Below are 23,191 nucleotides of genomic sequence, written 5' to 3' on the forward strand. Positions count from 1 at the left end.
CGCGATTCTTGTAGGCCCGGTAAGCGTAGCGCCACCGGGCAAACAGGTAGCCCAAAACAAGCCTCTTGTAGGCCCGGTAAGCGTAAGCGCCACCGGGCAAACAGGTGACCCAAAACAAGTGAGCAAACCTGCATGTCTAAATCAGTACAGAGTAACAGTGCGGTGCTGGTGCACTTCACCTTAAAGCTTGACGATGGCTCTACCGCTGAGTCAACGCGTAACAATGGTAAGCCAGCGCTATTCCGCCTGGGTGACGGCTCCCTGTCTGAAGGGCTGGAGCAGCATCTTCTGGGACTGAAAGACGGCGATAAAACCACGTTTTCTCTGGAACCGGATGCCGCGTTTGGCGTACCGAGCCCGGACCTGGTTCAATACTTCTCTCGCCGCGAGTTTATGGACGCGGGCGAGCCTGAAGTAGGGGCAATTATGCTCTTTACCGCAATGGACGGCAGTGAGATGCCTGGCGTGATCCGCGAAATTAACGGTGACTCGATTACCGTCGATTTCAACCATCCGCTGGCCGGGCATACCGTTCATTTTGATATTGAAGTGCTGGAAATCGATCCGGCACTGGAGGCGTAAAATGCAGATCCTGTTGGCCAACCCGCGCGGCTTTTGCGCAGGTGTAGACCGCGCTATCAGCATTGTAGAAAACGCGCTGGCTATTTACGGCGCGCCAATTTATGTCCGTCACGAAGTGGTGCACAACCGCTACGTGGTGGATAGCCTGCGTGAGCGCGGGGCGATTTTCATCGAGCAGATCAGTGAAGTGCCGGACGGCGCGATCCTGATTTTCTCCGCACACGGGGTTTCCCAGGCGGTACGTAACGAGGCGAAAAGCCGCGATCTCACCGTTTTTGACGCCACCTGTCCGCTGGTAACAAAAGTGCATATGGAAGTGGCGCGCGCCAGCCGTCGCGGCGAAGAGTCAATCCTGATCGGTCATGCCGGGCACCCGGAAGTGGAAGGGACGATGGGGCAGTACAGCAACCCGGAAGGGGGCATGTATCTGGTCGAGTCGCCGGACGACGTTTTGTCGCTTGATGTCAAAAACGAAGGCAAACTCTCATTTATGACCCAGACGACGCTCTCTGTCGATGACACGTCTGATGTGATTGACGCGCTGCGTCAACGCTTCCCGAAAATTGTCGGGCCGCGTAAAGATGACATTTGCTACGCCACGACGAACCGCCAGGAAGCGGTGCGCGCGCTGGCGGAACAGGCCGATGTTGTGCTGGTGGTCGGTTCGAAAAACTCCTCCAACTCCAACCGTCTGGCTGAACTGGCGCAGCGTATGGGGAAAGCGGCGTTTCTGATCGACGATGCCACCGACATCCAGGAAGCCTGGGTGAAAGAGGCGAAGTGCGTTGGCGTGACCGCTGGCGCTTCCGCACCGGATATTCTGGTGCAGAACGTGATCGCTCGCCTGCAAGAGCTTGGCGGCGGCGAAGCCATTCCGCTGGAAGGCCGCGAAGAGAACATCGTTTTCGAAGTGCCGAAAGAACTGCGTGTGGATGTTCGTGAAGTAGAGTAATTACGCTTTGACGCCGGTCTGCTATCCGACCGGCATCTTTTATGCCATTACGTATCGCTCAGGCGATACATCCTGCGCGGATGTCCTGGCTTGCCATACAGCATCTCGACGCGAAGAAACCCCGTCTCGACACCGTGTTCAACATAGCGGCGTGCCGTGGTTTTACTTAACCCCGTTCCGGCAACCACATCGTCAACGGAGAAGCTGCGTGTGCTGTTTTCTGTAAAAAGCTTCTGCACCAGCGCCAGCGTGATTTCTTCAATCCCCTTACTGCCATTCTCCTGACGGTAATTTTTCGCCTGTAACAGGTAGAGTGAATCGACGTTTTGCTGATCGACAATTTTCCATACCCGCTGCTGTTCGGCAAACTGGACAAAACGTTCCAGCGACTGGCTGAGCCGTTTCCACGAGATTGGCTTCAGGATGTAGTCAAACGCGCCGTTGCGAATCGCCAGGCTACAGGTATCCATATCACTGGCGGCAGTAATAAAGATCACTGAGCAATTCGTGTTCATGACTAACGGATCGCTGATGAGCGTAATACCCTTACCATCCGGTAGATAGTTGTCCAGCAGCAGTAGCTGAGGCCGCAGCTGGTTGAGTTTTTGCCGGGCATCGGCAAGCGTGGAGGCAATGCCTGCCAGTCGGAGTCTCGGATGTTTGTCGATCAGTTCAGCGTGCAGCTGCGCCAGTTCGTTCTCGTCCTCAACGATCAGGACATCGATAAGTTCAGGTTGCATAATCGGTACCTTCCAGTTCCTGTACGGGACTGCGGGAAATTCCCGTAGCGGGAATAAACAACGTAAATATGGCGCCGCGCGGCGAATTATCAGCGACTTCTATCACCCCTCCCGCCTGAGTGACATAACTTTCAATCAGATACAATCCAATGCCATGATCGCCCCGGGTTTTCGTGGTGACGCCACGTTCGAAAATATGCTCGCGAATCTCCGGTTTAATACCGACTCCCTGATCGGCCACTTCGATAATCAACTCATGCTCGTTGAGTCTGATCAGCACGTCCACTGGCGCATGCGGTAATGTCGATCGCTGCGTTGCTTCGATCGCGTTATCGAGTAAATTGCCCAGGATCGAAATCAGTTCTGATTCTGCAAGTGGCGGAAAAGGCCCATCCATCCGGCAGCTGGGATCGAAATTCAGTTCCACCCCTTTTTCACCCGCTCTTGCCGCTTTACCTAACAGCAGGCCGCACAACGTCGGTGAACTGAAGCGCGATGAGATAAAGTCCAGCAGCTCCTGGGCATGTTCTGACTGGGCCTGAATATAATCAATGGCTTCATTGTAACGACCCATATGCAGTAAACCAGAAAGGGTCGTCATGCAATTGAGCTGCTCGTGGCGCATGATGCGCAAATTATCTACGTAACGTTTTACCTGGCTTAGCTGAGCGCTCAAACTGTCTATTTCATTGCGATCGCGGAAGGTTATCACCCATCCCTGAAGCGAGTTCTCCAGCATGATGCGCACCCGGCTGGCGATAACCGTCAATTCATTGAAACGGCAGATTTCATCATGAGTGTCATTCTTCAGCATTACCTCTTTAAGGAAGAAGGGGGATGGCGTAATCACTTCGGTAATGTGTTGACCGCGTATCGCCTGCGCAGGCTGGCCTAAACCCAGCAGCTCGCGGGCAGCCTGATTGATCACCTCAATGTGCAAATTATTATCAATGGCGATTACCCCTTCATAAATCGATTCCATCATCGCTTTTTGCTGACGAACCAGCAGGCCTATCTCTCGCGGCTCCAGTGAAAAAATCTGTTTTTTAATACTGCGGGTGAAGAACCAGGAAAAGACAAAAAGGGATATCAGCAGCAGGATGGCGGCAACCAGGATACTGACGGCTTTATTCACCGTAATGGTGTTGAGGTAACTGGTGAGGTATCCAACGGAGACGATACCAATAACCTCGCCCTGATCGTCAACAATGGGCGCTTTACTGCGCAGGGAGATGCCCAGGCCGCCACGGCGAATTGTCGTGGTGCTCTTTCCGTGAAGCACTTCAGTGTTATCGTCGCCAACCAGCTTTTTTCCTACTCTGTCGGCATAAACCGAATGAAACAGATGGATGCCTTCTTTATCTCCGATAACAATAAAACTGGCGTCGCTATGCGCGGCTATTTTTTGCATAAATTGATGAATCGCCGTGGTATCTCTTTCCACGACTTCTTTTCGCAAATTCGGAATAAGCGCAATTTCTTCCGCCTGTATTTTTGCCCTGGCTCCCATCTCCTGATAAAGCTGCTTTTCTACGTGCATATAATAGTATCCACCCAGTAAGGCAAATAATATGGAGAAAAAAGCAATCAGCGATATAAACAGTTTGATCTGAAATGAAACTTTCATAATGTTCAGGCATCGTCATCAGGGATACGTCACTGTATCATCTTTTGGCCTGAATGAAGCGATTTTGCCAGAAACCTGTGATCTTTTGCACAGCAGAATATATTGCAGTAGGCAGCGCGCAGGCGCAACGGTGTTACCAAACGTTGCTTTAAATACGCGCTGAAAAGAAACCATAAAAACCACGGCGTTAAATAAGAGATAAATCACATAAAATAATAGAAACCATTAAAACTATAGAGACCATTAAAACTTCTTTTTGAATTCGTCAGTACTCACACAAAGTAAATATTGAAGCCCATAAACTAACCCTGAAAAATAACCGAGGGCTTAATAATGAGCACGACTGATGATTCTTTCTCTGTTACTCATGAACCGTTAAACATTCAGCGCTTGTCACTTAAAGAGCGCTGGTGGCACATTATGGATACATGGAAAATCGGTATTATTCCATTACCGATGTTTTTGTTGGCCGGCGCATTAATCGCGATTGATTGCCTGGGCGGGAAGCTGCCGAGCGATATTGTCGTGATGGTCGCCACGCTGGCTTTTTTTGGCTTTGCCTGCGGAGAGTTTGGAAAGCGTTTGCCCATCGTCGGCAAACTGGGGGCCGCCGCAATTTGCGCGACCTTTATTCCTTCCGCGTTAGTTTACTATGGTCTGCTGCCGGATGTGGTGGTGGAGTCGACGACCAAGTTCTATAAATCTACCAACATCCTGTATCTCTATATCTGCTGCATTATCGTCGGCAGTATTATGAGTATGAATCGCACCGTGCTGATTCAGGGTTTTCTGCGTATTTTCTTCCCAATGTTATGCGGTGAAATCGTCGGCATGGTTGTTGGTATGGGCGTCGGCCTGGCGCTTGGCCTCGAACCCTTTCAGATTTTCTTCTTTATTATTTTGCCCATCATGGCCGGCGGCGTTGGCGAAGGCGCCATTCCGCTTTCAATCGGCTATGCGACCCTGTTACACATGGATCAAGGGGTGGCGCTCGGTCGTATCTTACCGATGGTGATGCTGGGCAGTCTGACCGCCATTATCATCTCCGGCTGCCTGAACCAATTGGGCAAGCGCTTCCCGCATCTGACCGGCGAAGGTCAATTGATGCCAAATCGTGCGAATGCCGATGAACAATCTCCGTCACTGGCGGAAGGCGTCTCTGGCAAAACGGATGTGACCACGATTGCCGCAGGCGCGCTGCTGGCGATACTGCTCTATATGCTGGGGATGTTAGGGCACAAGCTGATTGGCTTGCCCGCACCGGTTGGCATGTTGTTTGTGGCTGTGCTGGTCAAGTTAGTTAACGGCGTATCGCCCCGCGTTCTTGAAGGCTCGCAAGTGGTGTACAAATTCTTCCAGACTTCAGTGACTTACCCCATTCTGTTCGCGGTTGGCGTCGCCATTACGCCGTGGGAGGAGCTGGTGAACGCCTTCACCCTGACCAATCTTCTGGTCATTATCAGTACCGTTGCTGCGCTGGTCGCGACAGGATTCTTCGTTGGTAAAAAAATCGGTATGCATCCTATTGATGTCGCCATTGTCTCCTGCTGTCAGAGTGGGCAAGGCGGTACGGGCGACGTAGCGATTTTAACCGCAGGCAACCGCATGAGCCTGATGCCATTCGCACAAATTGCGACGCGTATCGGCGGGGCGATAAATGTTTCCATTTCGCTGCTGGTGCTGGGTAACTTTCTTATTTAATTGAAGTATGCAGGATTGATAATTATGAAACTCGCAAGCTTTCTTTATCAGGGTACTCGCAGCTATGGCATCGTTACTGCCGGAGGCGTTATTGATTTGGGGAACCGCATCGGCGACCAGTATCGGGACCTGAAGGCGCTACTGCAGGGGGATGGTCTGGAGCAGGCGCGGCGCTTCGCGCAGACGCCGGTCGATCTAAAAATGGATGCAATCACCTTTTTACCGGTGATAGAGCGACCGGAAAAAATACTCTGTGTCGGCATGAACTACGCCGAAAAGCGCCAGGAGTTCGATCAGCATGACCCCGCGCCGACGCTGTTTGTTCGTTTTGCGGATTCGCAAACCGGGCACAACATGCCGGTACTCAAGCCACGTCATTCGCATGAGTTTGATTACGAGGGAGAGCTGGCGGTGATCATCGGTAACGGTGGCGAGAATATCTCCCGCAACCATGCGCTTGACCATGTCGCCGGATACAGCTGCTATATGGATGGCTCCGCACGCGACTGGCAGCACAGCTGGTTTACTGCGGGGAAAAACTGGCGGCAGACCGGCGCTTTTGGCCCGTGGATGGTCACTGCCGATGAAATTCCCGATCCGCATCAGCTGGCGATCCGCACCTGGCTCAACGGCCGCATGGTACAGGAAGATAACACCAGCAGTATGATCCATAAAGTTGCTGAATTAATTGAGTATATAAGCACTTTCACCCGTCTTAATTCCGGTGACGTCATCATTACGGGCTCGCCGGGCGGCGTAGGGAAAAAGAGGAATCCGCCGTTATTCATGCAGGAAGGCGATCGTATTGAGGTGGAGATTGAGCACATTGGCCATCTGAGTAATGTCATTATGGAAGCCCCGCTACAGGCCTTTGCGGCGGCGCATTAATACGATGAGCCAACACGTTTTGGCGTATGGGATTAATGACAAATTTTGTTTCGTCTCCTTTTGTCGGTCGGTCGCTTGCCAACCGGCAAAAGGTTTGCCAATAATCGGATGCCAACCCTGGAGCTTGTCATCTTTTTATGGAGGAAACATGCGCCTGCCCATTATTCTGGATACCGATCCGGGTATAGACGATGCCGCCGCCATCGCCGCCGCCCTGTTTGCCCCGCAGCTTGACCTGCAACTGATGACCACCGTCGCGGGGAATGTCTCCGTAGAGAAAACCACCCGCAACGCGCTGCAACTGCTGCATTTCTGGAACGTGGATATCCCGCTAGCGCAGGGGGCCGCCACGCCGCTGCTGCGCCCGTTGCGCGATGCTGCTTACGTCCACGGCGAGTCGGGCATGGAAGGCTATGACTTTGTCGCCCATGATTGCCAGCCATTGGCAAAACCGGCCTTTATCGCCATTCGGGATGCCCTGATGAGCGCCCCGGAACCCGTCACGCTGGTCGCGATCGGCCCGTTGACCAATATTGCGCTGCTGCTGATTCACTACCCGGAATGCGCTTTTAACATTCGTCGTCTGGTGATCATGGGCGGCTCTGCGGAGCGGGGGAACTTTACGCCGAACGCCGAATTCAATATTGCCGTCGACCCGGAAGCCGCTTCCCGCGTTTTTCAGAGTGGGGTAGAGATTGTGATGTGCGGGCTGGACGTGACCAACCAGGCCCTGCTGGCGCCGGATTATCTGGCAAAACTGCCCGAACTTAACCGGACGGGAAAAATGCTGCATGCATTGTTTAGCCACTACCGCAGCGGCAGCATGAACACCGGGCTGCGTATGCACGATCTCTGCGCCATCGCCTGGCTGGTTCGCCCGGATCTGTTCACCGTTAAACCCTGTTTTGTCGCGGTAGAGACGCAGGGGGAATACACCGCAGGCACAACGGTTGTTGATATTGAAGGCCGGCTGGGTAAAAGCCCTAACGTGCAGGTGGCGCTGGAGATTGATGTGGCTGGCTTCCAGCAGTGGGTCGCCGACGTGCTGGCGCTGGCACCCTAGGATTTTAGTTGTTGGCTAAGGTAATCAATCATGGCCCGTATTTTGAGCGGCATATGCTTGTTTCCAGCCCACAAAAGCCATAGCTCGCCGGAGTAGTTGCTGATGAACGTCCACTCCGGCAACACCTGCATGATTTCGCCGTCTTGTAACGCTTCTCTGGCCGTGAATGCGGGGAGACTGCCAATTCCCAGATGGCGCTTTACTGCGTCCAGTCTTACACCCGTATGATTAGCCGCATAGCGCCCCGTTGTTTGAACGACTTCTGTCTTACCTTGTTTACGAAATTTCCAGCGTGAGTCCGTTGGCGTCTCTCCGAGGCTAATGCAACTGTGCTGACGTAAATCTTCCGGGTGCTTCGGTGTCCCCTGTTTTTGCAGATACTCTGGCGTGGCGCAGAGGATGTGGGTGATTGGCATTAACGGCTTGCCATGCAACCCGGGCGAGGGGGTATTGGTGATTTGCAGCGCCAGATCGACACCATCATCAATGAGATCCATATAGCGGTCTTCGAGCCTCAGGCAAACATCAACCAGGGGAAAACGTTCAAGAAATTGCGGGATCAGTGGATGAATAACGAAGCGTCCGACGGCTTTGGGTACGCTGAGCGTAATCTTTCCCTGAGGAACGTGTTGTACGCTTCCCCCGGAATCAATGGCCTGTCGCGCTGCTTCCAGCATCATTTTCGCATGTTCATACACCATCTTTCCTGTTTCACTTAATGCCAGCTTACGTGTTGAACGATGCAACAACTGGCTGCCCGTTTCGCGTTCAAGGCGTGAAACGCTGCGGCTCATGGCTGATGGGGTCACACCTGCTGCGCGCGCTGCGGCAGAAAAGCTACCGTGATCAACAATCAACACAAAAGTGGCCAGATCGGGAAGGAGTGTCAAATTCATTTGTGTTTCTCAGGCAAAGATTCATTGCCGGGCAGGCGGATTATCTGCTCCGGGATAAATAATATACTGCCCTTCACGACAGGAGGACATATGACAGAACGTCTTTATTACAACACCGATGATACAGAAGGTATGGCATGTGTGACGGGGTGCTCTCCACAAATGGATGGCCTGTATGCCGTTACGCTCGATAAAACATTATTCCACCCTCAGGGAGGTGGGCAACCCGCAGACAAAGGCTGGATTGCGGATATTCCGGTTTGCGGAATCATGTTACGTGATAATCAAATTATACATATTCTGCCGCAACCTGTTGCAGCGGGAATGGTGCAGCTAAAAGTCGATGCACAGACGCGTTTGCTCAACTCTCGTCTGCATTCAGCAGGCCATCTTATCGGGTGTGCGGGAGAAACATGGGGTTGGTCGCCAGTGAAAGCACACCACTGGCCGGGTGAGGGGCGCATTACCTTTTCAGCAGGTGCACATGCTCGTCTTCCTGATGCTGAAAATCTGCTGGCGTGTATTGAACAGTGGCAGGCGAAGGATTATGCCCGCCGAATTGAGTTTGACGGTGAGCGACGTAAAGTGGGGTTTGGTGAACTTCCGATGTACTTCTGTGGAGGAACACATGTCACTTCGCTCGGCCAACTTGGTCGTATAACGATCGGTGGGATCAAAATGAAGAAAGGGCAGCTCATCATTAACTATTCCATTGAATAGCGTCCATTTGCTCTTGATCGCAGGCAGAGTTGCCTGCGGTGTCCCGCTTTTCCCGCATATAGCTTTTACTGATATCTCTCCCTGTTTATCATTAAATTCTAATTATCGACGTTTTTGGCTAGCGGCGCGGCGTGGCGCTGGTTAATCTGAAAACGATTTACGCAAAATTAACAAAAGAGAATAGCTATGCATGATGCACAAATCCGCGTTGCCATCGCGGGAGCCGGGGGACGCATGGGACGTCAGCTGATTCAGGCCGCCCTGGGGATGGACGGCGTTCAACTCGGCGCGGCGCTGGAGCGGGAAGGTTCTTCGTTACTGGGCAGCGATGCCGGTGAATTAGCAGGCGCAGGGAAAACGGGCGTCACCGTGCAAAGTAGCCTGGAAGCGGTAAAAGATGATTTTGACATCTTTATCGATTTCACTCGCCCGGAAGGGACGCTGTCGCACCTGGCGTTTTGCCATCAGCACGGTAAAGGCATCGTCATTGGCACGACGGGATTTGATGACGCAGGCAAGCAGGCCATTCGCGATGCCGCACAGGATATCGGCATTGTGTTCGCCGCCAACTTTAGCGTCGGTGTTAACGTCATGCTGAAGCTACTTGAGAAAGCGGCGAAAGTGATGGGCGACTATACCGATATTGAAATTATCGAAGCGCACCATCGCCATAAAGTGGATGCGCCGTCAGGCACCGCGCTGGCGATGGGGGAAGCGATCGCCCACGCGCTGGACAAAGATCTGAAAGCGTGCGCGGTATACAGTCGTGAAGGTTATACCGGCGAACGCGTGCCGGGCACCATCGGTTTTGCGACGGTTCGTGCTGGCGACATTGTGGGTGAACATACCGCGATGTTTGCTGATATTGGTGAACGTATTGAAATCACGCATAAGGCCTCCAGCCGTATGACGTTTGCGAATGGTGCGGTCAGATCGGCTATCTGGCTAAAATCAAAGCCAAATGGTCTTTTTGATATGCGAGATGTGCTGGATTTAAACAATTTATAGCCTGTTTTTACCCTTCGTGATGTGGTTATAGTAATCATAATTTGTTGATTACATAGGGCAATAATTTATTGCCCTATTATTTTTAGCATTATCTTTCTGTTTTTTATTTAAACTTGTGAATTTATCTGTTTTCTTCTGTTTATTTGTTGCTTTTATGTAAATTTTGACCAAATGGTCCACTTTTTCCTTCTCTCTGGTTTCATAATGCATTCTTTCAGCCACGCAAGCGTTTTCCAGGACAAGTTAGCTGATCTTTTTGCCTGTTAAATCAGAACATCCTTCCCTGAGTCGTAAAACAATACAAAAAATACCGCCTTTAAGTTGACTTTTACCCGCCTTATCTTCAGAATGCCGCCGTTTGCCAGAAATCCACGGGTAAGCAGATTTGCATTGATTCAGGTTATACAAATGAATTAATATGCAAATAAAGTGAGTGAATATTCTCTGGAGGGTGTTTTGATTAAGTCAGCGCTATTGGTTCTGGAAGACGGAACCCAGTTTCACGGTCGGGCCATAGGGGCAACAGGTTCGGCGGTTGGGGAAGTCGTTTTCAATACTTCAATGACCGGTTATCAAGAAATCCTCACTGATCCTTCCTATTCCCGCCAAATTGTCACTCTTACTTATCCTCATATCGGTAATGTCGGCACCAATGAAGCCGATGAAGAATCCTCTCAGGTTCATGCGCAAGGTCTGGTCATTCGCGATCTGCCGCTGATTGCCAGCAACTTCCGCAATACTGAAGACCTCTCTTCTTACCTGAAACGCCATAACATCGTGGCGATTGCCGATATTGATACCCGTAAGCTGACGCGCCTGCTGCGTGAGAAGGGCGCACAGAACGGCTGCATTATCGCGGGTGATAACCCGGATGCGGCACTGGCGCTGGAGAAAGCGAAAGCCTTCCCGGGCCTCAACGGAATGGATCTGGCGAAAGAAGTGACCACCGCTGAATCCTATAGCTGGACGCAGGGAAGCTGGACGCTTGCAGACGACCTGCCGGAAGCCAAATCAGAAACTGACCTGCCGTTCCACGTTGTGGCTTACGACTACGGCGCGAAACGCAACATCCTGCGTATGCTGGTAGACAGAGGCTGCCGCCTGACGGTGGTTCCGGCGAAGACCTCCGCCGAAGAGGTGCTGAAGATGAACCCGGACGGTATCTTCCTCTCTAACGGCCCTGGCGATCCGGCGCCGTGCGACTACGCTATCGAGGCGATTCAGGCATTCCTCGAAACCGATATTCCGGTTTTCGGCATCTGCCTCGGCCATCAGCTGCTGGCGCTGGCGAGCGGCGCGAAAACCATCAAGATGAAGTTCGGCCACCACGGCGGTAACCATCCGGTAAAAGATATCGATAACAATACCGTGATGATTACGGCGCAGAACCACGGTTTTGCGGTGGATGAGGCTTCTATGCCTGCAAATCTGCGAGTGACGCACAAATCGCTGTTCGACGGCACTCTGCAAGGGATTCATCGCACCGATAAACCGGCGTTCAGCTTCCAGGGACACCCTGAGGCGAGCCCTGGTCCGCATGATGCCGCGCCATTGTTCGACCACTTTATCGAGTTAATTGAGCAGTACTGTCAGTCCGCGAAATAATCAGGAGTAAACAGAGCCATGCCAAAACGTACAGACATAAAAAGTATCCTGATTCTGGGTGCGGGCCCGATTGTTATCGGCCAGGCGTGTGAGTTTGACTACTCTGGCGCCCAGGCGTGTAAAGCGCTGCGCGAAGAAGGTTATCGCGTCATCCTGGTGAACTCTAACCCCGCGACCATCATGACCGACCCGGAAATGGCCGATGCGACCTACATCGAGCCGATTCACTGGGAAGTGGTGCGTAAAATTATTGAGAAAGAGCGCCCGGATGCGGTGCTGCCGACGATGGGCGGCCAGACGGCGCTGAACTGCGCGCTGGAGCTGGAGCGTCAGGGCGTGCTGGCTGAGTTCGGCGTGACCATGATCGGCGCCACTGCCGATGCGATTGATAAAGCCGAAGACCGCCGCCGTTTCGACGTGGCGATGAAGAAAATCGGCCTCGACACTGCCCGCTCCGGTATTGCGCATACGATGGAAGAGGCGCTGGCGGTTGCCGCTGACGTCGGTTATCCGTGCATTATCCGTCCATCCTTTACGATGGGTGGCACCGGCGGCGGTATTGCCTACAACCGCGAAGAGTTCGAAGAAATTTGCGCGCGCGGTCTGGATCTCTCCCCAACCAACGAACTGCTGATTGATGAGTCGCTGATTGGCTGGAAAGAGTACGAAATGGAAGTGGTGCGTGATAAGAACGACAACTGCATTATCGTCTGCTCTATTGAGAACTTTGACGCGATGGGCATCCACACCGGTGATTCCATCACGGTGGCTCCGGCGCAAACGCTGACGGACAAAGAGTACCAAATCATGCGTAACGCCTCGATGGCGGTACTGCGTGAAATCGGCGTGGAAACCGGCGGTTCCAACGTTCAGTTTGCGGTGAACCCGAAAAACGGTCGTCTGATTGTCATCGAAATGAACCCGCGCGTCTCCCGCTCCTCGGCGCTGGCGTCAAAAGCCACCGGCTTCCCGATTGCCAAAGTGGCGGCGAAACTGGCGGTGGGTTACACCCTCGACGAACTGATGAACGACATCACCGGCGGCCGTACTCCGGCATCGTTCGAACCGTCCATCGACTACGTTGTCACCAAAATTCCTCGCTTCAACTTTGAAAAATTCGCGGGCAGCAACGACCGTCTCACCACCCAGATGAAATCCGTCGGCGAAGTGATGGCGATTGGCCGCACTCAGCAGGAATCCTTACAGAAAGCGCTGCGCGGTCTGGAAGTGGGCGCCGCCGGTTTTGACCCGAAAGTCAGCCTGGATGACCCGGAAGCGCTGACCAAAATTCGTCGCGAGCTGAAAGATGCGGGCGCCGAGCGTATCTGGTACATCGCTGATGCGTTCCGCGCGGGGCTGTCTGTCGATGGCGTCTTTAACCTGACCAACATCGACCGCTGGTTCCTGGTGCAGATTGAGGAACTGGTTCGTCTGGAAGAGAAAGTGGCAGAGCTTGGCATCACCGGCCTCGACGCTGACTTCCTGCGGATGCTGAAGCGCAAAGGCTTCGCCGATGCGCGCCTGGCTAAACTGGCGGGCGTGCGCGAAGCGGAAGTGCGCAAACTGCGTGACCAGTTCAACCTGCACCCGGTTTACAAGCGCGTGGACACCTGTGCGGCGGAATTTGCTACCGACACCGCCTACATGTACTCCACTTATGAAGATGAGTGCGAAGCGAATCCGAACCAGGATCGCGACAAAATCATGGTGCTCGGCGGCGGCCCGAACCGTATCGGCCAGGGGATTGAATTTGACTATTGCTGCGTACACGCCTCGCTGGCGCTGCGCGAAGACGGTTACGAGACCATTATGGTCAACTGTAACCCGGAAACGGTCTCCACCGACTACGACACCTCCGACCGCCTGTACTTCGAGCCGGTCACGCTGGAAGATGTGCTGGAAATCGTGCGCGTCGAGAAACCGAAAGGCGTCATCGTACAGTACGGCGGCCAGACTCCGCTGAAACTGGCGCGCGCGCTGGAAGCGGCAGGCGTGCCGGTTATCGGCACCAGCCCGGATGCGATTGACCGCGCGGAAGACCGTGAGCGCTTCCAGCAGGCGGTTGACCGTCTGAAACTGAAACAGCCTGCTAACGCCACCGTGACGGCGATTGAACAGGCCGTTGAGAAGGCAAAAGAGATTGGCTATCCGCTGGTGGTTCGCCCGTCCTACGTGCTGGGCGGCCGCGCGATGGAAATCGTTTACGACGAAGCTGACCTGCGTCGTTACTTCCAGACCGCAGTCAGCGTCTCTAACGATGCGCCGGTACTGCTGGACCGCTTCCTTGATGACGCGGTGGAAGTGGATGTGGATGCTATCTGCGACGGTGAAATGGTGCTGATTGGCGGCATCATGGAACACATCGAACAGGCGGGCGTGCACTCCGGTGACTCCGCATGTTCTCTGCCGGCCTACACGTTAAGCAAAGAGATTCAGGACGTGATGCGCCAGCAGGTGCAGAAGCTGGCCTTTGAGTTGCAGGTGCGTGGTCTGATGAACGTGCAGTTCGCGGTGAAAGACAACGAAGTCTACCTGATTGAAGTGAACCCGCGTGCGGCGCGTACCGTACCGTTTGTCTCCAAAGCGACCGGCTTACCGCTGGCGAAAGTGGCGGCGCGCGTGATGGCAGGAAAATCGCTGACCGAGCAGGGCGTGACGAAAGAAATCATCCCGCCGTACTACTCGGTGAAAGAAGTGGTGCTGCCGTTCAACAAATTCCCGGGCGTTGACCCGCTGTTAGGGCCGGAAATGCGCTCTACCGGGGAAGTGATGGGCGTCGGCCGCACCTTCGCTGAAGCGTTCGCCAAAGCGCAGCTTGGCAGCAGCTCGACGATGAAGAAATCGGGCCGTGCGCTGCTCTCCGTCCGTGAAGGCGACAAAGAACGCGTGGTGGACCTGGCGGCGAAGCTGCTGAAACAGGGCTTCGAACTGGATGCGACTCACGGTACGGCGATTGTGCTGGGTGAGGCGGGTATCAACCCGCGTCTGGTCAACAAGGTGCATGAAGGTCGTCCGCACATTCAGGACCGTATCAAGAATGGCGAATACACCTACATCATCAACACCACCGCAGGTCGTCAGGCGATTGAGGACTCTAAACTGATTCGCCGCAGCGCGTTGCAGTATAAAGTGCATTACGACACGACCCTGAACGGCGGCTTCGCCACGACGATGGCGCTGAACGCCGATGCGACTGAAAAGGTGATCTCCGTACAGGAAATGCACGCGCAAATTACGAAGTAAGCGGCAGACGCATTTATCTGGTGATATAAAAAGGTTCCTGCAAAGGAACCTTTTTTTACGCCATAAGGTCATTCCTGGTCACATACGCTTCCTGGATGTGGTTTTCAATGTAACAAGCACGATTTCGCTCACACTAATCAACAATTAAGTCGCATACTATCCCCTTATATCCACAATTTATTTATGGTTAATGGCGTTATTTATATTCAGGCCATAACGAACCGTAGCAAGATTTTTAATTTGTAAAATGGTGTGCTTATGAGTGAAAAATATGTTGAGAAACCACTTTATTTGTTAATTGCTGATTGGGTAATGGCAGAAAACCGGTGGGTGAGCGCCAAAGAGATCGCGAAGCAATTTAATATGGATTATTGCAAAGCGATTAATACGGTTTCGTATATTCTTTCTGAAGTGGGGGAAATAGAGTGCGAGACCAGGACGATCCCTAATCAGCTGGAAGGGCGAGGATGCCAGTGCCAGCGTCTGGTGCGTATTAAGCGTATTGACGCGCAGCTCTATGCGCGTTTGGGTCATCGCGCGCAGGAGAAGATGGTAAAAGCGGAGAGAACCCCGCGAATGCCGGTTCCGCCCGCAGAGCTAAACCGTGAGCAGAAATGGCAGATGATGCTATCAAAAAGTATGCGTCGGTAATGTCGGTGTGCCGGATGATGGCGTAAATGCCTTATCCGGCCTGCAACGGTGTGTTGACTCGTAGGCCGGATAAGCGTCAGCGCCATCCGGCACAAAGCGCTACGCCGATTTTGGCTTCACCTCCGTCGTGCCTTTCAGGCGCGGCCGGTTCTTTTCGACCTGGGTTAAGGGTTGCGTTTCACATAGCGATGCCCGACAGCGTACCGCGAGATCCTGATATTCCTGCGTGTTGAGCCGTTTCCAGTGCAGCTCTTCATTCGTGACATCACGTTTGACGCGCGCAGGTGCGCCAACCAGCAGCTGCCTGGGCGCGCCGACAAAACCCGCTTTTACAAAACTCATGGCGGCGACGATACTCTCTTCGCCGATGATTGCGCCATCCATGATTACGCTGTTCATGCCCACCAACGCATCACGACCAATCACGCAGCCGTGAAGGATTGCGCCGTGCCCGATATGCCCGTTTTCATGCACGATGGTGTCGGTATCGCAATAACCGTGCATGATGCAGCCATCCTGAAGGTTAGCGCCCGCCTCAAGAATCAGACGCCCATAGTCGCCGCGCAGCGATGCAAGTGGGCCGATGTAGACGCCGGCGCCGACGATGACATCGCCAATCAACACGGCGCTGGGATGCACGTACGCCTCTGGATGTACTACCGGAATCAGGCCTTCAAAGGCGTAATAGCTCATGGTTATTCCTCCGTGATTATTGTCGGATGGCGGCTGCGCCTTATCCGACCTACGGCAGTAGGCGGATAAGCGTTAGTGTCATCCGGCAGCGCGGCGCTAGTGGCCTTTCCAGACCGGATCGCGTTTTTCGGCAAACGCCTGCGGGCCTTCGATCGCATCTTCAGAGTGCAGTACCGACGGGTAATGCTTCAATGCGCCGCTGCGAATGTAGCGATAGCCTTCTTCCACCGGCATTTCGCTGGTTGCGCGGTAGATCTCTTTGAGGGCGGCAATCGCCAACGGCGCGCTGTTCACCAACTGTTGCGCCAGTTCGCGGGCGCTGTCCATTAACGCTTGCTGGCTGACAACCCGGTTCACAATTCCCCAGCGCAAGGCTTCTTCTGCGTCCATTCGTCTGCCGGTCATCAGCATTTCGTTGACGATAGCAGGCGGCAACAGCTTAGGCAGGCGCAGCACGCCGCCGCTGTCAGGCACAATGCCGAGCTTTGCTTCAGGCAGCGCGAAACTGGCGTTATCGGCGCAGACGATAAAATCCGCCGCCAGCGCCAGTTCGAACCCGCCGCCGAAGGCATAGCCGTTAACGGCGGCAATCACCGGTTTATCCAGGTCAAAGATCTCGGTTAAACCGGCAAACCCGCCGGGGCCAAAATCGGCGTCCGGGGCTTCGCCTTCGGCTGCCGCTTTTAAATCCCAGCCTGCGGAGAAGAATTTTTCGCCGCCACCGGTGATGATCGCCACACGCAATTCGGGATCGTCACGGAAATTGAGAAAAACTTCGCCCATCTCAAAACTGGTTTTTGCGTCTATTGCATTCGCTTTCGGGCGATCCAGCGTAATTTCCAGAATCGGGCCGTGACGGGTCAAATGTAATGATTCACTCATATCTTCACTCCATTATTTAAAATCGGACGGGTAAGAATGCTTATTTCAGGTTCTTTTTAATTATTTTTCCTGAACAGTTTCGGGGCAGATCATTTCTTATCTCAAGAAAAGAGGGGACTTTGAATTTCGCCATATTCTGTTCACAGAAAGCGAAAAACTCCTCTTCCGTTAATGTTTCACCTTCATTAAGCACCACAAAGGCTTTAATGGCTTCATCGCGGATCGAATCGTGAATACCAATAACGACGATGTCCTGAATTTTGGGATGAGCCGAAATAATGTTTTCCAGTTCGATGCAGGAGACATTTTCGCCGCCGCGTTTAATCATGTTGCAACGCCTGTCAACGAAATAGAAAAATCCCTCCTCATCCCGATAGCCGGAATCACCGGTATGCAGCCAGCCGTTGGCTTCCAGCGCTTTGGCGGTGGCTTCCGGCCTGGCGTAATACTCTTTAAAGAGGGTTTTTCCCGGCACGCCTTTAATACAGATTTCACCGATTTCTCCGGCGGGCAGCGAGCGGTTCTGCTCATCGCGGATGTCCGCCTCATAGCAAAATCCAGGGCGACCAATAGATGGCCAGCGCCGTTTATCGCCGGGACGATCGCCAATAATGCCGACAATGGTTTCCGTCATCCCGTAAGAGGTCAGCAGCCGGACGCCGAAACGTGCAATAAAAGCGTCTTTTTCCTGCACGGAAAGGTTGAGATAGAACATCACTTCGCGCAGACAATGCTGCCTCTCTTCCGGGGAAGCGGGCTGCACCATCAGCGTCCTGATCATCATCGGAATACATTCCGTGACGGTGGCGCGATACTTTCGTACCTGTCCCCAGAACGCGCGGGCGCTGTATTTTTCGATCAGCACAAAGGTGCTGCCTGCGGAGAATGCCGCCATTGCCGCAGTACACTGACAGTCAATATGAAAGGCGGGCATCACCGTCAGATAGACGTCATCTTCACGCAGCGCACACTGCCAGGAGGAGTAGTAACCCGCAAAACGCAGGTTGTAATGGGTAATGACCACGCCTTTTGGCCGCGAGGTGGTGCCAGAAGTAAACAGAATCTCCGCCGTGTCGTCAGTGGATAACGGCGGCGCATAGCACAATGTGGCAGGCTGCTGGTCTTTCAGTTGAGAAAAATGGCTAACGTTATCTTCAACGGGCGCATTTTCGCCAATCAGACAGATATGATTGAGCAGGGTATCGTCCTCAAGCAGTATCTGGCGATACATCGGATAAAATTCAGCGCTGGTGACGATGAGCTGCGCGCGGCTGTTTTGTAAAATCCAGGCGCTCTCTTCGCGCAGGAGCCTGGCATTGATCGGCACCATGATGGCGCCAATTTTGGCCAGACCAAACCAGCAGAAAAAGAACTCCGGGCAGTTATCCAGATGCAGCGCGACGTTATCGCCTTTCTGAATGCCTGAGGCGAGGAAAAGGTTCGCCGTGCGGTTGATCTCTTCATTCAGCGACGCGTAGCTGAATTGCCGGACAACGCCTTCGCTGGATTCAAAAATAAGCGCCGTTTTATTTCCGTATACCTCGGCCAGGTCGTCCCACATCTGACGTAAGTTTTGTCCGCCAACGATATCCATTGCACTGTTATCCGTTCGAAAATAGGCATGCGCGCTAACCGGATAAACCGGTTAGCGCTTTGCGTTTAATCCTCAACTTTGGCCAGACCCTTGCTGACCAGTTCCTGTATATCTGCTTCGTTGTAACCGATGTTTTTTAGAATGGCGGCGGTGTCCATGCCATGCGACGGCATGCCACGCCAGATTTTCCCTGGGTTGTTTTTGAATTTCGGCATGATGTTTGGCCCTTTACAGGTACGGCCATCCATCGTGTGCCACTCGGTAATGGATTCGCGGGCGACGTACTGCGGGTTGCTTTCCAGTTCTGGAATGGTCAGCACTTTCGCGCAGGCGATATTCAGCTCGGCGAAACGTGCTTGCACGTCGGCGATGGAACGGGTTGCCAGCCACGCATCCAGTTTTTCCTCGACTAACGGCCCGTAAGGGCACTCAACGCGATGGATAAGCTGGGTGCCTTCCGGCACCTCTGGCGTACCCAGAATGTGCGCCAGACCGATATCCTTAAAGCACTCGTTGATCTGCGTAATGCCGACCAGCTCCATCACGATGTAACCGTCTGCGCATTTATACAGCCCGCATCCGGCGTAGTAGGGGTCTTTGCCTTTGGTCATGCGCGGGCAAATTTCGCCGCCGTTGAAGTAATCCATCATGAAGTACTGACCCATGCGCAGCATCACTTCATACATCGCCACATCAATGCTTTCGCCTTTGCCGGTTTCACGCACTCTGTGCAAAGCCGCCAGCGCGGCGGTGGTGGCGGTCATCCCGGAAAAATAGTCCGCCGTATACGGGAACGCGGGCATGGGTTGATCGACATCGCCGTTCTGAATCAGGTAGCCGCTAAAGGCCTGGGCGATGGTGTTGTAAGCCGGGAGGTTGGTGTACTCCTCCGTGCCGTACTGACCGAAACCGGAAAGGTGGGCGATCACCAGTTTGGGGTTGTGTTCCCACAGCACGTCATCGGTAATTCCGCGACGGGCAAACGCCGGGCCTTTGCTGGCTTCAATGAAGATGTCAGTGGTTTCCATGAGTTTCAGAAACGCTTCCCGACCTTCATCTTTGAAGATGTTTAGGGAGAGGGCATGCAAGTTTCGGCGTGAAAGCTGCGGATAGTTCGGCTGGACGCGAATGGTATCGGCCCAGGCGACGTTTTCAATCCAGATCACTTCCGCGCCCCACTCTGCGAACATTTGTCCGGCGAACGGCCCGGCGATTTCAATCCCGGAGAACACGACCCGCAATCCGGCGAGCGGCCCGAAAGTGGGCATCGGTAAACGGTTCATAAATAAATTCCTGCATTTTTTGTAGGCCCGGCAAGCGCAGCGCCACCGGGCATGTTGCCGGATGGCGGCGTAAACGCCTTATCTGGCCTACGATGTTTGTAGGCCCGGTAAGCGTAGCGCCACCGGGCAAATTGCCGGATGGTTTGTAGGCCCGCCACCGGGCAATGTTTAACGGTATTGCTTCAGCACGGCGCGGCCGAGCGTCAGGATCTGCATTTCGTCAGAGCCGCCGGAGACGCGGTCAACGCGCAGGTCACGCCAGAAACGCGTAATGCGGTGGTTGCCCGCAATCCCGACGCCGCCCAATACCTGCATGGCGCTGTCTACCACGTCAAACGCGGCGTTGGCGCAGAAGTATTTACACATCGCGGCATCGCCCGAGGTGATGGTGCCGTTATCCGCTTTCCACGCGGCTTCCAGCAGCATGTTTTTCATGGAGTTTAATTTGATCGCCATATGCGCGAACTTCTCCTGAATCAGCTGGAAGCGGCCGATCGTCTCGCCAAACTGCACGCGCTGATTGGCGTAACGCGCAGCGTCTTCGAACGCGCACATCGCCGTACCGTAGTTGGTTAAAGCCACCAGGAAACGTTCGTGGTCGAACTCTTCTTTTACGCGGTTAAAGCCATTACCTTCCCGGCCGAACATGTCTTTTTCGTCCAGCTCAACATCGTCAAAATTGATTTCACAGCAGCTGTCCATGCGCAGGCCGAGCTTCTCAAGTTTGTTAACCTTGATGCCGGGTTTGCTCATATCGACAAACCATTCGGTATAAATCGGTTTGTCCGGGGAGGCGCCGTCCCGTGCCATCACCACGATGTAGGGGGTGTAGGCGCTACTGGTGATGAAACACTTGCTGCCGTTAAGATAAACCTTACCATTTTTACGGGTATAGGTAGTTTTTAAACTGCCAACATCCGATCCCGCTCCCGGTTCGGTGATCGCCGAGTTCCACATCTGCTTGCCGGTTCCCTGGAACGCCATGATTTTATCAATTTGCTCCTGGGTCCCTTCACGCAGGAAAGTGTTAAAACCTCCCGGCAATTGGTACAACACGTAAGTTGGCGCGCCCAGACGCCCCAGTTCCATCCATACGGCGGCAACGGTGACGAAACCTGCTTCCAGCCCGCCGTGTTCTTCCGGGATCAACAGGCTGTCGATGCCCATATCCGCCAACGCTTTCACAAAACGTTCCGGGTAGACGCTGTCGCGATCGCACTCGGCAAAGTAGGCTTCCCAGTTCTCACTGGCCATCAGTTCACGAATACCGGCGACAAACAGTTCCTGCTCGTCATTCAAATTAAAATCCATCTTCCAGCCTCATTTGTAAGGAGTTTATTGAGTTTATTTATCTTTCCAGTGCACTTTGGCGTCTTTGATAAAGGAGAGCGTTACCATGATGTTGACGAAGAACAGCGGGCATCCTCCGGCGATAATCGCGGTTTGAATGGGTTTTAACCCGCCGAGCGCTAACAGGACGATGCCGATAACGCCAACCAGCACCGACCAGCCGATACGTACCAGCAGCGGCGGCTCTTCACCGTCGCGCACTTCGCGGCAGGTGGACATGGCCAGCGTGTAGGAGCAGGCGTTAATCAGCGTGACGGTGGCGATAAAGCAGAGGATGAAGAATCCCCACATCGTAGCCGTGCTGAATGGTAGTGCGGCCCAGGTTTCGATGATGGCGCGCGCCACGCCGTGCTGTTCGATCAGTTGTGGAATATTGAGGATATTTTTATCCATCAGCAGCAGGGTGTTGCTGCCAAGAACGGTCCACAGAATCCAGGTGGAGGCGGTCAGGCCGAGCACCATCCCAAAGCACAGTTCACGCACGGTACGGCCGCGGGAAATACGCGCGAGGAAGATACTCATCTGGATGGCGTAAATGACCCACCATGCCCAGTAGAAAACGGTCCAGCCCTGCGGGAAGCCGCCTTTGCCGATCGCATCGGTGTAGAACAACATGCGTGGCAGATACATCAACAGCATACCGACGGAATCGGTGAAGTAGTTCATGATGAAGCTGGCGCCGCTGACGATAAACACCCAGCCGAGCATCAGGAAGCTGAGATAGCTACGCACGTCACTGGCGATTTTCACCCCTTTTTGCAGGCCGCAGGCCACGCAAATGGCGTTCAGAACGATCCAGCAGGTAATGATGATGGCGTCCAGTTCCAGCGTATGAGGGATGCCGAACAGATACTGCATACACTCTGTCACCAGCGGCGTCGCCAGACCGAGGCTGGTGCCCATCGCGAAGATCAGCGCCACCAGATAGAAGTTATCGACAATAGTACCGAATAACCCTTTCGCGTGTTTCTCGCCCACTAAAGGCACCAGCGTTGAGCTGGGACGAATCACGTCCATTTTGCGAACAAAAAAGAAGTAGGCGAACGCGACGGAGAGGAAGCTGTAAGTCGCCCACGGTAACGGCCCCCAGTGAAACAGGCTGTAGGCGAGGCCGATCTCTTTGGCGCCGTTGGAGCCAGGTGCCAGAGCAAAGGGCGGCGTCGAGATGTAATAATAAATTTCGATTGAGCCCCAGAACAGCACGGCGGCGGAAGTGCAGGAGGCGAACATCATGAAAATCCAGCTGGCGGTGCTGAATTCAGGCGGTTCATCACCTAATCTTTTTTTAGCGTAAGGGCCGAAGACCAGCCAGAACCAGCCAAAAAGCATCACCACCATGTACCATTCAAATGCCCAACCCCAGATATTTGTGACATAACTGAAGACGGCATTAATAACAATATTCGCAGCGTCGAGATCTCTGACGGTTAGCCAACAAAGTATCCCTACAATTATTAACGGCGGGAAAAAAACCTTAGGTTCAATCCCGGACTTTCTCTTTTCATTTTTCATGAGTCAATTCCAGTGTCAAAACGAAATTTATGTTACGTTCCCGTTTGTTATATTTTGTTTATTTTTCTTAGTAATAATCTGATGACAGTTAGACCTCAGAGTCGCTTTGGCGAGTAACTCATAATGGGTATTCATTTTGCGGTAATCCGTTATGTTGATCACACTTTTTTGTCTGGTGTTTTTGACCCTTACTTTCAAATA

At 53.3% G+C, this 23,191-nt stretch carries 19 protein-coding genes; 10 read left to right on the plus strand and 9 right to left on the minus strand.

All coding sequences use genetic code 11. The annotated features are described in order from the left end of the window. Window positions 1-132 precede the first annotated feature (132 nt). Both fkpB and ispH read left to right on the plus strand, forming a co-directional pair. Entirely contained in the window at window positions 133-582 is a 450-nt protein-coding gene (gene fkpB, locus OGX75_RS20325) for an FKBP-type peptidyl-prolyl cis-trans isomerase (RefSeq protein ID WP_012134150.1), read from the plus strand. Between the two features lies 1 nt (window position 583). Further along, complete coding sequence (gene ispH / locus OGX75_RS20330) at window positions 584-1,534, plus strand: 4-hydroxy-3-methylbut-2-enyl diphosphate reductase (protein ID WP_012134149.1); 951 nt, start codon at window positions 584-586, stop codon at window positions 1,532-1,534. A gap of 47 nt (window positions 1,535-1,581) precedes the next feature. On the opposite strand, the gene OGX75_RS20335 is transcribed toward ispH, so the two are convergent. Together OGX75_RS20335 and OGX75_RS20340 are read right to left on the minus strand one after the other, a co-directional pair. Continuing rightward, window positions 1,582-2,274, minus strand: coding sequence for a response regulator (locus tag OGX75_RS20335; RefSeq protein WP_286451543.1), 693 nt, complete (start codon window positions 2,272-2,274; stop codon window positions 1,582-1,584). Then, window positions 2,264-3,901: an ATP-binding protein gene (locus tag OGX75_RS20340; protein ID WP_058668548.1), complete on the minus strand. Its 1,638-nt coding sequence runs from the start codon at window positions 3,899-3,901 to the stop codon at window positions 2,264-2,266. Before OGX75_RS20340 ends, OGX75_RS20335 begins: the two co-directional genes overlap by 11 nt. A gap of 333 nt (window positions 3,902-4,234) precedes the next feature. Here OGX75_RS20340 and OGX75_RS20345 point away from each other — a divergent pair, with 333 nt between their 5' ends. The 3 genes from OGX75_RS20345 to rihC all read left to right on the plus strand — a co-directional run bounded on the left by OGX75_RS20345 (window position 4,235) and on the right by rihC (window position 7,553). Continuing rightward, a complete protein-coding gene (locus OGX75_RS20345; protein WP_012134145.1) occupies window positions 4,235-5,602 on the plus strand; it encodes a 2-hydroxycarboxylate transporter family protein in 1,368 nt (455 codons plus the stop codon). Window positions 5,603-5,626: 24 nt separating this feature from the next. Further along, entirely contained in the window at window positions 5,627-6,490 is an 864-nt protein-coding gene (locus OGX75_RS20350) for a fumarylacetoacetate hydrolase family protein (protein ID WP_115626340.1), read from the plus strand. A gap of 148 nt (window positions 6,491-6,638) precedes the next feature. Continuing rightward, entirely contained in the window at window positions 6,639-7,553 is a 915-nt protein-coding gene (gene rihC, locus OGX75_RS20355; protein ID WP_286451544.1) for a ribonucleoside hydrolase RihC, read from the plus strand. Here rihC and OGX75_RS20360 read toward each other — a convergent pair. Continuing rightward, window positions 7,550-8,449 (minus strand): LysR family transcriptional regulator, encoded by a 900-nt coding sequence (locus OGX75_RS20360; RefSeq protein WP_200031194.1) that lies wholly within the window; start codon window positions 8,447-8,449, stop codon window positions 7,550-7,552. The two genes, rihC and OGX75_RS20360, sit on opposite strands and share 4 nt — an antisense overlap. A gap of 90 nt (window positions 8,450-8,539) precedes the next feature. On the opposite strand from OGX75_RS20360, the gene OGX75_RS20365 reads away from it, so the two are divergent. The 5 genes from OGX75_RS20365 (at window position 8,540) to caiF (ending at window position 15,676) form a co-directional block, all read left to right on the plus strand. Then, the gene (locus OGX75_RS20365; RefSeq protein ID WP_049010166.1) at window positions 8,540-9,169 is read left to right on the plus strand and encodes an alanyl-tRNA editing protein; all 630 of its coding nucleotides are present in this window, start codon (window positions 8,540-8,542) and stop codon (window positions 9,167-9,169) included. 186 nt (window positions 9,170-9,355) lie between these two features. Next, complete coding sequence (gene dapB / locus OGX75_RS20370; RefSeq protein WP_153258098.1) at window positions 9,356-10,177, plus strand: 4-hydroxy-tetrahydrodipicolinate reductase; 822 nt, start codon at window positions 9,356-9,358, stop codon at window positions 10,175-10,177. A 456-nt stretch (window positions 10,178-10,633) separates the two neighbouring features. Then, window positions 10,634-11,782, plus strand: a complete 1,149-nt coding sequence (gene carA, locus OGX75_RS20375) for a glutamine-hydrolyzing carbamoyl-phosphate synthase small subunit (protein ID WP_286451545.1) — start codon at window positions 10,634-10,636, stop codon at window positions 11,780-11,782. Between the two features lie 18 nt (window positions 11,783-11,800). After that, window positions 11,801-15,025, plus strand: coding sequence for a carbamoyl-phosphate synthase large subunit (gene carB, locus OGX75_RS20380; RefSeq protein ID WP_012134136.1), 3,225 nt, complete (start codon window positions 11,801-11,803; stop codon window positions 15,023-15,025). Between the two features lie 258 nt (window positions 15,026-15,283). After that, window positions 15,284-15,676: a carnitine metabolism transcriptional regulator CaiF gene (caiF, locus tag OGX75_RS20385; RefSeq protein ID WP_286451546.1), complete on the plus strand. Its 393-nt coding sequence runs from the start codon at window positions 15,284-15,286 to the stop codon at window positions 15,674-15,676. A gap of 99 nt (window positions 15,677-15,775) precedes the next feature. Here caiF and caiE read toward each other — a convergent pair whose 3' ends face one another. From caiE to caiT, 6 genes are all read right to left on the minus strand, one after another. Next, a complete protein-coding gene (gene caiE, locus OGX75_RS20390) occupies window positions 15,776-16,369 on the minus strand; it encodes a carnitine operon protein CaiE (protein ID WP_200028958.1) in 594 nt (197 codons plus the stop codon). 96 nt (window positions 16,370-16,465) lie between these two features. Then, on the minus strand, window positions 16,466-17,251 hold the full coding sequence (caiD, locus tag OGX75_RS20395) for a crotonobetainyl-CoA hydratase (RefSeq protein ID WP_286451547.1): 786 nt from the start codon (window positions 17,249-17,251) through the stop codon (window positions 16,466-16,468). Window positions 17,252-17,291: 40 nt separating this feature from the next. Beyond that, complete coding sequence (gene caiC / locus OGX75_RS20400; protein ID WP_214143631.1) at window positions 17,292-18,845, minus strand: crotonobetaine/carnitine-CoA ligase; 1,554 nt, start codon at window positions 18,843-18,845, stop codon at window positions 17,292-17,294. 65 nt (window positions 18,846-18,910) lie between these two features. Next, on the minus strand, window positions 18,911-20,128 hold the full coding sequence (gene caiB, locus OGX75_RS20405; protein WP_024130718.1) for an L-carnitine CoA-transferase: 1,218 nt from the start codon (window positions 20,126-20,128) through the stop codon (window positions 18,911-18,913). 168 nt (window positions 20,129-20,296) lie between these two features. Continuing rightward, window positions 20,297-21,439 (minus strand): crotonobetainyl-CoA dehydrogenase, encoded by a 1,143-nt coding sequence (gene caiA / locus OGX75_RS20410; RefSeq protein WP_012134130.1) that lies wholly within the window; start codon window positions 21,437-21,439, stop codon window positions 20,297-20,299. Between the two features lie 33 nt (window positions 21,440-21,472). After that, window positions 21,473-22,990 carry an L-carnitine/gamma-butyrobetaine antiporter gene (gene caiT / locus OGX75_RS20415; RefSeq protein ID WP_012134129.1) on the minus strand — a complete coding sequence of 506 codons (1,518 nt, stop codon included), beginning with the start codon at window positions 22,988-22,990 and terminating at the stop codon, window positions 21,473-21,475. Window positions 22,991-23,191 lie beyond the last annotated feature (201 nt).

Source organism: Citrobacter sp. CK199 (assembly GCF_030333285.1).
Lineage (GTDB): Bacteria > Pseudomonadota > Gammaproteobacteria > Enterobacterales > Enterobacteriaceae > Citrobacter_B > Citrobacter_B koseri.